The sequence below is a fragment of the Pseudovibrio sp. WM33 genome, assembly GCF_001623165.1.
Taxonomy (GTDB): Bacteria; Pseudomonadota; Alphaproteobacteria; order Rhizobiales; family Stappiaceae; genus Pseudovibrio.
In genome coordinates, this window is record NZ_LMCK01000018.1 from 29,801 (window position 1) to 42,843 (window position 13,043).

11 protein-coding genes are annotated in these 13,043 nt (G+C 50.4%); 1 reads left to right on the forward strand and 10 read right to left on the reverse strand.

What is annotated here, in order from left to right; all coding sequences use genetic code 11:
* Nucleotides 1–506: 506 nt before the first annotated feature.
* The 10 genes from PsWM33_RS04525 to PsWM33_RS04570 all read right to left on the reverse strand — a co-directional run bounded on the left by PsWM33_RS04525 (nucleotide 507) and on the right by PsWM33_RS04570 (nucleotide 11,381).
* Nucleotides 507–1,019: an invasion associated locus B family protein gene (locus tag PsWM33_RS04525; protein ID WP_082826877.1), complete on the reverse strand. Its 513-nt coding sequence runs from the start codon at nucleotides 1,017–1,019 to the stop codon at nucleotides 507–509.
* A 14-nt stretch (nucleotides 1,020–1,033) separates the two neighbouring features.
* Nucleotides 1,034–2,125 (reverse strand): YadA C-terminal domain-containing protein, encoded by a 1,092-nt coding sequence (locus PsWM33_RS26670; protein ID WP_153039897.1) that lies wholly within the window; start codon nucleotides 2,123–2,125, stop codon nucleotides 1,034–1,036.
* 570 nt (nucleotides 2,126–2,695) lie between these two features.
* A complete protein-coding gene (locus PsWM33_RS04535) occupies nucleotides 2,696–3,286 on the reverse strand; it encodes a cytochrome c3 family protein (RefSeq protein WP_057462110.1) in 591 nt (196 codons plus the stop codon).
* An 11-nt stretch (nucleotides 3,287–3,297) separates the two neighbouring features.
* Nucleotides 3,298–3,759, reverse strand: a complete 462-nt coding sequence (locus PsWM33_RS04540; RefSeq protein WP_063299379.1) for a nitrate reductase cytochrome c-type subunit — start codon at nucleotides 3,757–3,759, stop codon at nucleotides 3,298–3,300.
* Nucleotides 3,760–3,767: 8 nt separating this feature from the next.
* The gene (napA, locus tag PsWM33_RS04545; protein WP_063299380.1) at nucleotides 3,768–6,266 is read right to left on the reverse strand and encodes a nitrate reductase catalytic subunit NapA; all 2,499 of its coding nucleotides are present in this window, start codon (nucleotides 6,264–6,266) and stop codon (nucleotides 3,768–3,770) included.
* Nucleotides 6,263–6,601, reverse strand: coding sequence for a chaperone NapD (locus tag PsWM33_RS04550; RefSeq protein WP_063299381.1), 339 nt, complete (start codon nucleotides 6,599–6,601; stop codon nucleotides 6,263–6,265). Before PsWM33_RS04550 ends, napA begins: the two co-directional genes overlap by 4 nt.
* Nucleotides 6,594–7,103 carry a ferredoxin-type protein NapF gene (gene napF / locus PsWM33_RS04555; RefSeq protein ID WP_063299382.1) on the reverse strand — a complete coding sequence of 170 codons (510 nt, stop codon included), beginning with the start codon at nucleotides 7,101–7,103 and terminating at the stop codon, nucleotides 6,594–6,596. The genes PsWM33_RS04550 and napF overlap by 8 nt, the downstream gene beginning before the upstream one ends.
* Nucleotides 7,104–7,112: 9 nt before the next feature.
* Nucleotides 7,113–7,292, reverse strand: coding sequence for a periplasmic nitrate reductase, NapE protein (gene napE / locus PsWM33_RS04560; RefSeq protein ID WP_057462105.1), 180 nt, complete (start codon nucleotides 7,290–7,292; stop codon nucleotides 7,113–7,115).
* A gap of 372 nt (nucleotides 7,293–7,664) precedes the next feature.
* Entirely contained in the window at nucleotides 7,665–10,895 is a 3,231-nt protein-coding gene (locus PsWM33_RS04565; RefSeq protein WP_063299383.1) for an efflux RND transporter permease subunit, read from the reverse strand.
* 3 nt (nucleotides 10,896–10,898) lie between these two features.
* Nucleotides 10,899–11,381: a hypothetical protein gene (locus PsWM33_RS04570; protein WP_208994394.1), complete on the reverse strand. Its 483-nt coding sequence runs from the start codon at nucleotides 11,379–11,381 to the stop codon at nucleotides 10,899–10,901.
* A 60-nt stretch (nucleotides 11,382–11,441) separates the two neighbouring features.
* On the opposite strand from PsWM33_RS04570, the gene PsWM33_RS04580 reads away from it, so the two are divergent.
* Nucleotides 11,442–12,568, forward strand: a protein-coding gene (locus PsWM33_RS04580; protein WP_153039898.1) for an IS3 family transposase whose coding sequence is annotated in 2 segments (ribosomal slippage) — nucleotides 11,442–11,706 and nucleotides 11,706–12,568 — 1,128 coding nt in all. Because the reading frame shifts where the segments join, the coding sequence is not laid out codon by codon here.
* Nucleotides 12,569–13,043 lie beyond the last annotated feature (475 nt).

Genomic DNA, 13,043 nt, shown 5'->3' on the forward strand with positions numbered 1-13,043 from the left:
TGGCTCTGTGTAATCCTAGTTTACGCTGTACAGCAGGGGCAAACTTCATGGTCTGACAGACAAAACAAAGCGTTAAGCGATGGCTTCTTTTCGCGCGTAGTGATCGGGAAGCCTCATGAGATTATGAGACCTGATACCCAGAGATGAAGCTAGGTGTTTTGTGCGGGAGATGATCTGGGGACGCGCAGTGTTTGTGGGCTTGTTAGGCTGCTATCTGCCACTTCCTTGCAAAGCAGCAGTGCGTGTCAGTCCGCGCAATCGGAGAGAGTTAGGCACTCCGATCGTAGCAAGGCCTGGTAAGGAGGTGGTATGTTGGATGAACCTTGCGATTAAGCTTAAGTTTAAGCTGCGCATGACAAGAGCCCGGAATCGACTGACCATCTTCTTCCGAGCTCTTATTAAAGTCATCTAGCGACGGGAATGGGGGGCGAGAGCCTCCCGTTCCTATCTTCCTCAATATAGACCTCAAAGCTTAAAGCTTCAACCATGGGTCTTGGCAGGGCAAATCAGCCGGTTGTCTCATCTGGCAGCAAGACTGCCATGCGCTTGGTGAATTCTTCCCAGTTGCGAGTGAAGCCGATCAGGGAGTAGTTCAGCGCCAGCTTTTTGCGGTCACTGGACTTGGTCAGCACAATGGACATTGCTTTGCCGCGCTTGAGGAAATTGACGATGGTCTTGTTGGCGTTAAAGGCTGCCTCACACCCGTCTGGTTGACAGGTGATCAGCTTTGCGTTGAACAAGGCATCATCATCAATGCCAATCTGGATACCGCTGGGGATGTGGATCCCGAGCGGCAGCTTGATAATAGCTGCATACACATCTGCTTCGAGTTTGCGAAACATGATGGAATTTACCAGCGCACCGTTCTCAAGCCGGATTTCAGCATAGACCTGACACAGGTCACTGCTGCATTTGACTGACCAATCCTCTTCATTGGAAGGCTCAGTGGTGCTGTACGCATTCACACCCTGAAAGAAAAAGAGCATTACCGCTGTCAGCAGGATCCAGATTGGTTTCATGATCTACATCCTTGTTAGAAGGAGAAGCCCAGGCCAGCACCAGCAGTGACGTTGTTGCTGAAGTCCGTGGCTACAGAAGCTGTAACAGCCATGTTCTCGGTTGGCAGGAAGGCCACTTTCAGAGCAGATGCGGCTTTGCCTTTGAAGTGTCCAAAACCACCGGAAACGGAGATACCGTTTTTGCCACCCTGAAGGACAGGCGCATTGGCAATCGCCACAGCCATGGCCACACCGCTGCGAAGCTCGTCAACATCCTGTTCCAGTGAGACGATGCGATCAGTGTTGGAGGAGATATTTGCAGTGTTGGTCGCGATGTTGGTTTTGTTTGCGGTAATATTCTTCCTGTCTTCAAGAATAAATGCTGTATTTTTGGTGATGCCACGTGTATTTGTCACAATATTCTCGGAATTTTTCAATATGAAATTTGCATTACTAGTAATGTATCTTTTATTTAAATTGATGTTACTTGTATTTTCTATGATGTCACTGGCGTTTGTTGCAATTTCTGCTTTGTTTACGCTAATATCGTCATAATTATGATCGATCAAGTCCAAATTTCTTTCAACATCACTCGAGAGGTCATCTATTCTGAACTTATTCACTCCGATATTGTAGTCGTTATCTAAAATAGCGTAGCTATTAACTAAAGCTTGCTCCGCTACATCAGAGATTTCTTCGCCGACGGCTTTGATGGACTTTGTATTTTCCTGAATTCTATCAGTGTTGGCGTGAATTAAACCGCTTTGCTCTTTATTTGTACCATAATTATAATCAGCAATTGCTTTTGTACGCTGTATAGAGCCCTCTGCATTTTTGAGGCGTTTATCTACACCATTGAGATGTGTATTTGTTTCGTTAAGAGAACTCTGCCTTGCCTTATTGTTTATTGTGGTTTGGAGAGGTTTGCTAAGGTCTGATATCTTGATGTCTTCGACGGTAACTGTTTGGCCGCGCACTACTTCTGGACCTGGATCTGACTCGCCATCACCACGGGGAATACTGGTTCTCTCAACGACTCCGTCGGAGACCTTAAATTCGGCAGCCTGAGCCGTGCCCATACCTACAGCGAGGGCTGCAATCGCAGCAGAAAGCTTCAAAGCGTTCATCTTGTTATGCCCTTTACGGAGAGGTCTCGCTTGTTTTGCGCTACCCGTTCTAATTTTGTAGCTGCGATGTCGATGTCGCACAGCAGAATTGAGGACGAGTTTATTAGCTCATTAAATCAATGACTTAATGAATTTACCGCTCTAATAATCTCGCTTATCAGAGAGCATACGGCCCCCCGTTTTTCCTGATGTGTTAAATAGCACCAGTGCGAAGCTGGAGGATATCCCTTAGGAAATTTGGGGCATATTTAGAGTGAAAAAACCTTTAAAAATTCAGACAAATATAAGATGGCTAATGTTTGAAAACTCTCGCTAAATCGCGGTGACTCTGAGGCATTTTTCGGAAACCTCCCTCTGGAGTAAACTTCATATAATTTTAATTGATAAAAGTATGTAATAAATGTGGACAAGAAAAAACCCCGTGGTTTCAAACCGCGGGGTTCTTTTGTCTGAGCATGTGATGGGTCTTAGAACTCGCCGCGCGCACTTGCAAACACGCTTTGAGTTCTAAAGTCTTTGCTTGAGTGAATTCGCGAGATTTGACCGTAACCAATCAAGCAAGCTTCACTCTTAGTGACCCTCTTTCAACAGGCTCAGATCAGGTAGCTTGTGCGCGATGCCTTTGTGGCAGTCGATACAGGTCTTCTCACCACTCACGAGGAACTTCTCGTGCTGCTCGGAAGCTCTCACACTCTGACGCGTAAAGTCCATGGACTCTTCACTGTGACAGTTACGGCATTCAAGAGAGTCGTTGGCTTTAAAGCGAGCCCATTCATGGCTTGCCAGCTCAAGACGCTTGTCCTCGAATTTCTCCGGTGTGCTGATTGTGCCGAAGATCTTGCCGTAAACTTCCTTGGATGCCTGAATCTTACGGGCAACCTTAGAGGTCCAGTTGTGAGGTACGTGACAATCAGGACAAGTCGCACGCACACCAGACCGGTTGGTATAGTGAATGGTGGTCTTAAGTTCCTGATAGACAGTGTTTTCCATCTCGTGGCACCCAATGCAGAATTCTTCTGTGTTGGTGACTTCCAGGGCGGTGTTGAAACCACCCCAGAAGATGATGCCAGCGACAAACCCGCCAAGTGTCAAGAAGCCAAGGCTGTAATGGACACTAGGTTTGCGGATAACCTGCCAGAACCGTTTGATAGCTGAAAACATACGGTGTGCTCCTACTTGTCGGTCTTACCTTCGAGCACGTCATCAACGTCAACGAAGGTGTTCTCAACCAGTGGCTTGGCTTCAGTCTGAGGCACGTGACACTGGGTGCAGAAGAAGCGACGAGGGGAAACAGACGCCAGGAACTGATTATCACGGTTCATAAAGTGCGTGATGGAGATCATCGGTGCCTGAGACTTTTCAATTGCCGTCCGGCTGTGACAAGTCATGCATTTGTTCAGGCGCTTGTCGATCTGGTAGCCGTCGATCTTGTGAGGGATCAATGGTGGCTGCTCAGGGTAGTTACGCACCTGACGCTCGTCAGAGTTCACAACTTTTGGGATCCGCGGTGCGGCATCCTGGGTAAGGATGTCCGCGTTGCGCATTTGCGAGATGGTGTCAGCAGCAAAAGAGCTTGCTCCACCAAAGACAGACACAGCGATAAGGCTGGCTACAAGGAGTTTCAGAAGTTTCATGGCGTACCTCACACGGCTACAATCTTGACTGCGCACTTCTTATAGTCGGTCTGTTTTGAAAGAGGATCTGTTGCATCCAGTGTCACCTTGTTGATGAGCTGGCTTGCATCAAAGAACGGCACGAACACGAGGCCTTTTGGCGGCTTGTTACGGCCACGGGTCTCGATGCGTGTTGTGATTTCACCGCGACGGGAAACAACGCGCACTTCAGAACCACGACGCAGACCCTTCGCTTTTGCATCATCAGGATGCATGTAGCACAGAGCATTTGGAACAGCTTTGTACAGCTCAGGAACGCGCTGGGTCATGGTGCCAGTGTGCCAGTGCTCGATCACGCGACCAGTGCAGAGCCAGAAATCGTAGTCTTCATCTGGCATTTCTGGCGGTGCTTCGTATGGAAGCGCGAAGATGCGTGCTTTACCGTCTTTATGACCGTAAAACTCGAAGCCTTTGCCTTCGCCAACGTATGGGTCAGAACCTTCGCGGAAGCGCCACTGGGTTTCCTTGCCATTGACAACAGGCCAGCGCATGCCGCGCTCTTCGTGGTAGCGCTCGAACGGTGCCAGATCGTGACCATGGCCACGGCCAAAGTCTGCGTATTCTTCGAACAGACCTTTTTGAATGTAGAAGCCGAATTCGTTTGCTTCGTCGTTCTTGTATTCATCGCTGGTTTCAGAAAGCGGGAACTTGTCAACGTTTCCGTTCGCGAACAAGACGTCAAACAGAGTTTTGCCGCGTACTTCTGGCTGCTTGGCGATCAGCTCTTCAGGCCATACGTCTTCAACTTTGAAGCGCTTGGAGAATTCAACGGTCTGCCAAAGGTCAGATTTTGCATCGCCCGGAGCAGATACCAGCTGATGCCAGAACTGGGTACGACGTTCTGCGTTACCGTATGCACCTTCTTTTTCTACCCACATTGCTGTTGGCAGAATAAGGTCAGCAGCCATAGCGGATACTGTTGGGTACGGGTCGGAAACAACGATGAAGTTCTCTGGACTTCTCCAGCCTGGGTAGATCTCTTCAACAACGTTAGGACCAGCCTGCATGTTGTTGGTGACCTGGGTCCAGTAGAAGTTTAGTTTGCCGTCTTTGAGCATACGGGACTGCTGAACAGCATGGTAACCTGGTTTCGCAGGAATTGTGCCGTCTGGAAGTTTCCAGATTTTCTCTGCAATTTTCCGGTGCTCAGGGTTTTTCACAACCATGTCTGCTGGCAGACGGTGGGAGAACGTACCAACTTCACGAGCTGTACCACAAGCGGATGGTTGACCGGTCAGTGAGAACGGACCACACCCTGGCTTGGAGATTTTGCCGGTGAGTAGGTGGATGTTGTAGAACATCTGGTTGACCCAAACGCCGCGGGTATGCTGGTTTGCACCCATGGTCCAGAGAGACATAACCTTTTTGTCTGGATCAGCGTAAAGCTTTGCCAGTTCCAGCAGACGGTTTGCAGGAACACCAGACATCTTCTCAGCGTATTCGAGAGTGTATGGCTTAACGAACTCTGCATACTCTTCGAAGCTGATTTCTTTAGAACCACCAGCTTTGTCAGCGTTTTTAGCTGCTTGCTGCAGTGGGTGCTCAGGGCGCAGGCCGTAACCGATGTCCTGATTGCCAAGGCGGAAGTTAGTGTGCTTGCTAACGAAGTCCATGTCCACGGCTTCGTTCTCGATGATGTAGTTTGCGATGAAGTTCGCAATCACGAGATCGGTCTGTGGAGTGAAGACCATTGGGATGTCAGCAAGGTCAAAGCTGCGGTGCTGGTATGTAGAAAGAACAGCAACTTTTACATCCGGGTTAGACAGACGGCGATCAGCAAGACGAGTCCAAAGAACCGGGTGCATCTCAGCCATGTTGGAACCCCAGAGCACGAATGCATCTGCGTTCTCAAAATCGTCATAACAACCCATTGGCTCATCGATGCCGAAGGTACGCATGAATGCGCCCACAGCAGAAGCCATGCAGTGACGTGCGTTCGGGTCAATGGTGTTGGAGCGGAAGCCAGCTTTCCAGAGCTTTGCAGCCGCATAGCCTTCCCAAACAGTCCACTGGCCTGAGCCGAACATGCCAACTGCGTAAGGGCCGTTCTTCTTCATGGCTTCTTTTGCTTTAACAGCCATGATGTCGAAAGCTTCGTCCCAGGATACTGGCTCGAATTCGCCTTCTTTGTCGTACTTGCCGTCGGTTTTACGCAGCAGTGGCTGCTCAAGACGGTCCTTGCCGTACATGATCTTGGAAAGGAAGTAACCTTTCACACAGTTCAGGCCCTTGTTAACCGGGCTCTGAGCATCACCATGTGTTGCAACAACGCGGTCATTCTTGGTTGCAACCATGATGGAACAACCGGTACCGCAGAAACGGCAAGCAGCTTTGGACCATTTCAGGTCTGTTTTGCTTGCATCCGTTACAATGTTTGCTGCTTGCGCCGGAAGGCTTGCCCCGGCTGCGGCAGTTGCCGCTGCAACAGCCTGCGCCTTAATGACAGCGCGTCTTGTTAGTTTAATCATGAGCAAGTCCCCTCGGGTTGCATGTCACCCTGATCAGAAATCACAATTGAATTGAGGTCGGTGGTGTCGGTTTGGTGGAAGATGAGCGAAGCCGTAACCACGCCATCTAACTGCTGCATGTCACTCAAAGCGTTCGCGAGGTCGCGTTCGCTCGGTGTTTCCAGCGTCACAATTATCTTTGTAGAGTCAGATACTTCTGTAATTTCAGCAGAAGGTATCTGTTCAATCGCAGCGCATATCTGCTCTCGCTTGGCAGGGTCGGCCTGGAGCAGCACACTTGAAATGTGCCAGACACCGGCTTCTTCTTCGCGCTCTACGGTTGTTGCATTACGCATTTGCTAAACTTTCTCGGCTCTGGTCGTTCATGGCGATCGCATCTACTGGGCAGGAAATGAGACAAGCTCCGCAGCCGTTGCATTGGTCTGCATCCAGTTGAATCTTTCCTGTAGGTGCGACACGCATATCGAACCGGAGGGCTCTTGGGTCACAGCTGTCGGTGCAGGTCTGGCAGGAAACTCCCTTTCCAAGCAGGCATGCCCCTTGCTGAATTTCTGCTGTGAGCCTCCAGGGTGCCGCAGTCAGATCAAACAGATCGTCCTCTGGGCACGCTTTTGCGCACTCTTCGCAGAACGTGCATTCTCCAACGCCGGTTTTGAGGTAAGGCCGATTATCCGCGCTGAACAAAATGGCTTCCGGGCAGGCTTTGACGCATTCAAAGCAGCCGGTGCATTTGTCTTCAATCCGCTGCTCCGTTGTCCATGGCGGACGAACCGGAGACACCACCTCTGGGGTAGCGCTTAAGCGGGTAAAGAATGCTCTGCGGGATAAGTTGGCCACGACTACCTCTTAGAAGGACGGTGGGCCAAACAGAATCTGCGACATCCAGATAAGGAAGCCGTATCCGCCAACAGCTGCAGTCATCAGAACTGGCGCAAGAACAACTGCAAGAAACAGGAATGCTACTCTCTCGCGGCCTTTGCTCACTGCTGGAGTGGTGGTCTGGGTATTTTGGCTTAAGCCAGCCATGTGCGTACTCCGTACTAACAGCTGCCTCTTGCAGCTATTTGATTGGAGCAGACACCGTAACGTTATACGTGCCCGCTCGTACGCGCAGGAACTTAGAGTAAATGTAAAAAGCACAAATTGAGTGCAATCAATTCCGGATTAGTAGATTTTTTCTCTTTGAGATTCCGCAATATATAAGTGTATGCTGCATTTCTAATATATAATTTACATTAGAATATTCGAATATATCAAAATTCAATACTTAAGTGATTTCTTATATATATTTAGTACTGGAATTCTGCGGATTCACAGTGGGTTAACTAGCAGATTTCGCTAGGGCAGTCCTCAACAAAAAACGGCCTCCGCAAGGGGAGGCCGTGTCGTAAGGTCCGTTTAGGCCTTTTCTAGAGGAAAACCCTCAGGTTTTGTATCTTTGTCATTCTCTGGGGATTTTTCTGAAATCGCGTGTTTTTCCTCTGCTTCCAGGGCCTCTTTTCGCTCCATTTGCGCATATTCCAATGCCTTATCGCGTTTGCCGAAGAGAAAGACGCGAATATCTTCTGCAATTGCGACCAGTACTGGAATCAGGATTAAAGTAATAAGTGTCCCGAAAATCTCTCCGTATGCCAGAGAGACGGCTGCTGGTATCAGGTACATGGCCTGCTCGGAAGTTTCGCTCATGAGCGGCATCAAACCGGCGACCGTGGTTGCCGTTGTCAGGAAGATCGCCTGGAAGCGATCCACGCCGCTGCGCTCCGTTGCCTCAATATGCTCTACACCGTCCTCCCTCAGGTGAAGGTAGTGCGTGACCATGACGAGAGAGTCATTAACGATCACGCCGATCAAAGCCAGCAAGCCGAAGATCGACATCATGCTGAACGGGATGCCCATGATGGCATGGCCGAGGATTGCCCCTACCACTCCAAACGGAACCACGGACATGATGATCAGCGGCTTGAAGTAGGACTTCAGCGGGATCGCCAATAGAACAAAGATGAGGAAACAGGTGATGAGAAGGGCGCGGTTCATATTGCCCTTAACTTCACCCATTTCCTCCAGCTCGCCACCCTGCTTGATTTTAACACCGGGATACTTCTGTTGTAGTTGGGGCACAACGGAGGTGAAGATATCCTGACCCAGCTCAGCAGGAGCAACGATCTGTTTATTAATGTCAGCTTCGATTGTGGCGACCTGATCGCCGTTTCTGCGGTGCACGTATCCGGGCACATAACGCGCTTCGATGTTGGCGACTGATTGCAGCGTGACCCAGTTGTCGTTGGCCCCGCGCAGACGGGACTGCAACAGGTCCTCAATGGCATCACGTGCATCCAGCGTGTTGCGAACAATCACGCGAACCTCTGAATCTCCACGTTGGATGCGCTGTGCCTCCCCGCCACCAAACTGGTGCGCCACCTGACTTGCCAGTCGCTCTGGTGTGAAACCGAGATGACGTGCTTCCGGTTTCAGCGTCAGGCGAAGTTCTGGCTGACTTGCTTTGAACGTGTCGCGCAGGTTGCTGACACCGGCCCGTTTGCCAAGCTCTGCCATGAGCTCTTCACTTACCAGTCGCAACTGCTCAGAGTTTTCGCCGAACAAACGGATCTTGAACCCACCACCGATCTCTTCAAAGCCCGAGAAGGTGAGTTTGGAAATACCTTCCAAAGTACCGGTGCGGTTCTGCCAGTCGCGCAAAATGTCACTTGTCTTTGCATCCCCGCGCTCGTCCAATGGGCGCAGCTCAGCATAAATGGTGGCATTTGTGCTGTCGGATACGATGCGGAAGATGTTTTGGAACACACCGCCCACGTCCGGCTGCTGCTCGGCATATTGCCGGTCAACAGCATTTGCGATGTTTTCAATCGTGGAGATGTTGTTCTGTGTCAGGTCGAACGGTGCACGAGGATCCATCTCCATGTTCACCACGATGTACTGACCGGGAATCTCCGGAAAGAAGACAGAGTGGATTTTGCCCTTCCACATCAGGCCAAACACGAGCACTGCCACAGAAATGAAGCCAACCAGCACTGCATAGCGGTGCCGGATGGCCCATCTAAGCACCGGGAAATAGATGGTGTCGCGGAACCAGAACAAGCTGCCACGAGCCACACCCTGCACCTTACCCCAGCCTCGCGAGAAGATGTTCTGCTTCTTCTCCTCCAAAGAGATGTAAGCGAGGTGAGCGGGCAGAATGAACTTGCTCTCGAAAAGGGAGAACAACAGAGCCAGAATAACAATGCCTGAGAAGCTGCCGAGGATCTTACCCAGCTCACTGTTCATCAGCAGCATCGGGAAGAATGCCGCTGTTGTTGTCAGTACGCCAAATATCGTCGCAACGGCTACTTTGTGTACGCCCGCAGCCGTGCCTTTGCGTGGGTCTGCATAGCGTTTGCGCTGCTCAAAGACACTTTCACCGACCACCACTGCATCATCGACAAGAATGCCGAGCGCGATGATGAGACCGAATGTTGTGATGTCGTTGAGCGAATAATCCACCCAGCCAGTTGTCGCCACAGCAAACGCACCAGCTAATGAGATTGGAATACCCATGGCGACCCAGAAGGCCAGCTTCATGTTGAGGAACAGCGACAGGATCAACACCACCAGAGCCAGACCCTGAAACACGTTGGAGCTGAGCAGGCTCAGGCGATCCTCGATGTAATCACTGGAATTGCCCCAAATTCCCACCTGTACACCAGTCGGCAGAGTTGTGCGGAAGTCAGCTATGATGGCCTGCACATCCTCTGAGACATGAATAAGGTTGTCTTTGCGGCCAATCAGCACTTCCAGTCCAACGGACTCTTTGCCGTTGAAGCGTGCTTCCATATCAATGTCAGCAAAGGCGTCTTCCACCTTGGCAATGTCGCCAAGAGTGGTTGTGGTGCCGTCTTCCCACTCAATGATCGGAATGCGCTCGAAGTCGGCTTTATAATAGGCCTGAGTATCTGCGCGCAAAGAGATATAGCCGCCTTCGGTCTTCAGCGTTCCGCCCTGATAGTAAAGAGAAGACTCGCGGATACGGTTCATGACCTGCTCAGGGGTCAGGTTCAGACGTTCCAGCGTGTATGGCTCTAAACCGATCTTGATCTGTTCGGTCTGCAAACCCCATTGCTTGAGACGGGAAACTTCTGGGCTGGCCAGCAGCTTGTTGCGCAGCTGACGAGCGATACGCTGTAGGGTTTTAAAATCTGCATCGCCGTAGACCTGCACAAACATGGCTGGCATATCCATGCTCTGTTTTTCAATGACAGGCCGTTCCGCTTTCTTCGGCAGATTGTAAATGCCATCAATTTTCAAGCGAATGTGATCCAGCAAGGTGGAGAGTTTGGTGTCGCTTGTCTTTTGAACGGAGACAACAGACGAACCCGGTTGTGAAATTGAGCTGATGTTTTTGACGCCGCTCAGACCTTCCAACGCCTTTTCCACCTTGCGGGTGATTTGTTTATCAACCTGCTCCGTGTAGCCGTTGGGCAGTTCGGTCGTGATTGTCACGGTATCCGCAGGCAGCTTGGGAAAGCCCTCAATGCGGATGTTCATGAGAGAGGATACCCCGACAATCAGGATGAACGCCATGATGAGGTTTGCTGCGACCGGGTTTCGAATAAACCAGTTTGTGAGCCACGCCATGTGCTAGTGCCCCGCTGGAGTTGGGGCGACGTGCTGGCCCGGTAAGAACGCGGCCATCGGCAGCTGAACAACGCGCTTCTCATCCATCTCTTGCAGCTCATTCGGCATCTTCACGATGATGTCTGTATCATTGCGGAACACGACAGAAGCTTCAAAGCGCTGCAGCTCGTCCTTGTTGTTTAAGAACCAGATGAACCCTTCCTGAGTGAGCACAGTCGCAGGCAATTTCAGGCTGTCGTTGACTGTTTTACTCTGCAGTTCAACTTTCACGAACTCGCCCGGCAAAACAGTGGTTTCCGGTGATTTCACGATCTCGAGGAAGAGCTGATAACGGCGCGATTTAGGGTCAAGGAAGCCGCCACCGCGCTGGATTCTGGCAAGCCCGACCAGTTCCTTGTCAGCATTATAGATCTTCGCCGGAAATTCCTGCCACGCCTTTTCCAGCAGGTTCCATTGGGCTTGGTCCAGAGAGACGGTGATGTCCAACTGTGAGCCTCCCCCTTTGAAGTGGTCCACGCCTATAGTTAGGAAACCGGAGGACCATAGATGGCTATCAAGCGCCCCAAACCTGAAGATATTGTTGTGAAGTTACGGCAGGTTGAAGTTCTGATGGGGCAAGGCATGCCCCGGATTGATGCAATCAGACAGATCAGTTTTACTGAACAAACCTATTACCGCTGGAAGAAAAAGTACGGTGGAATGGGCACAGAGCAACTTAAGGAACTGAAACGGTTACAGAGGGAGAATGAGCGTCTGCGCCGCGCCGTATCGGATCTGACGCTGGATAAACTGATCTTGAAGGAGGCCGCTTCGGGAAACTTCTAAGCCCTTCGCGTCGCCGTGCCTGCATTGATCATGTGCGTTGCCAGTTAAAAGTGTCTGAGCGGCGTGTTTGTCGCGTTTTGGGTCAGCACCGCTCTACACAGCGGCGGCTGCCGAAAGGCCGCGCTGATGAAGGGCGTCTAATCGCAGATATGATTGAGTTGACGCGCCAGTACGGTCGTTATGGCTACCGACGGGTCGCGGCCTTGTTGAGAGAGGCTGGTTGGCAGGTGAATGACAAACGTGTTGAGCGTTTGTGGAAACGCGAGGGGCTGAAAGTTCCGATGAAACAACCGAAGAAAGGGCGGCTGTGGATGAACGACGGATCATGTGTTCGGCTGCGGCCCAAATATCGCAATCATGTCTGGTCCTATGACTTTGTGCATCACAGGACCGACGATGGTAAGGCTTTCAGAACACTCAATATTTTGGATGAATATAGCCGGGAATGCCTGGCGATCCGCGTAAAACGAAAGCTGAACTCGACTGAGGTTATCGACGCGCTGACTGACCTGTTTATCCTACGTGGTGTGCCCTCATACATAAGGTCGGATAACGGTCCTGAATTCATTGCCGAGGCCGTTAGAGATTGGATTAAAGCGGTCGGCGCCAAGACCGCCTATATCGAACCCGGTTCACCTTGGGAGAATGGATACTGTGAAAGTTTCAACGGCCGAATGCGAGACGAATTGTTGAATGGTGAGACCTTTTACTCGTTGCGTGAAGCCCAAATAATCATCGAAAGGTGGAGGATACACTACAATACCAAACGCCCCCATAGTGCGCTGAACTTCCGCCCACCGGCTCCTGAAGTAATCATTCCAGTAGACCAAAGGCCAGTCATGCACTAACTTTCAAACCGGACTACTCAAGTGGGGCTGATCAGAAGATCCACATTTTTATCTGGATACACTTTGCGGTTATCTGGAGTATGGTGATGAGCACATTGCAAATGCTATCATCTCTATAATGCATGGCTTGCAAGAAGCACATTCCAGCGCGTCCTTTAATGAAAAGCACGACTTGGTATTCTGTGCGAATAGCTATCGAGACGAATTGATCGTATTAGCTAAACTCAAATCTAAGATTTTGGGTCTTCTCAGGCAAATGAGACAAAGAGACACGGAAGAAAGACCAGATATTTTTCAACTGTCCTTCGAGCGAACCGTTCGTTCATGGGAATTCAATGCAATCGTAAGTCCCGAGCAAGTTCAATACTGTTTAGATTATCATAAAAAAATTGCGTGTAATCAGTAGTAGCCCACATTCTTAAGCCACACCATCATCAGAAAATCATTAGAATCGGATTGCTTGCCCCTTGCTAAA

What these genes read in the sequence shown, in the direction of transcription:
- napA (WP_063299380.1), bottom strand. Translation starts at nt 6,266, where the DNA reads ATGATTAAACTAACAAGACGCGCTGTCATTAAGGCGCAGGCTGTTGCA.
- PsWM33_RS04565 (WP_063299383.1), bottom strand. Translation starts at nt 10,895, where the DNA reads ATGGCGTGGCTCACAAACTGGTTTATTCGAAACCCGGTCGCAGCAAAC.
- napE (WP_057462105.1), bottom strand. Translation starts at nt 7,292, where the DNA reads ATGGCTGGCTTAAGCCAAAATACCCAGACCACCACTCCAGCAGTGAGC.
- PsWM33_RS04525 (WP_082826877.1), bottom strand. Translation starts at nt 1,019, where the DNA reads ATGAAACCAATCTGGATCCTGCTGACAGCGGTAATGCTCTTTTTCTTT.
- PsWM33_RS04550 (WP_063299381.1), bottom strand. Translation starts at nt 6,601, where the DNA reads ATGCGTAATGCAACAACCGTAGAGCGCGAAGAAGAAGCCGGTGTCTGG.
- PsWM33_RS04540 (WP_063299379.1), bottom strand. Translation starts at nt 3,759, where the DNA reads ATGAAACTTCTGAAACTCCTTGTAGCCAGCCTTATCGCTGTGTCTGTC.
- PsWM33_RS26670 (WP_153039897.1), bottom strand. Translation starts at nt 2,125, where the DNA reads ATGAACGCTTTGAAGCTTTCTGCTGCGATTGCAGCCCTCGCTGTAGGT.
- PsWM33_RS04535 (WP_057462110.1), bottom strand. Translation starts at nt 3,286, where the DNA reads ATGTTTTCAGCTATCAAACGGTTCTGGCAGGTTATCCGCAAACCTAGT.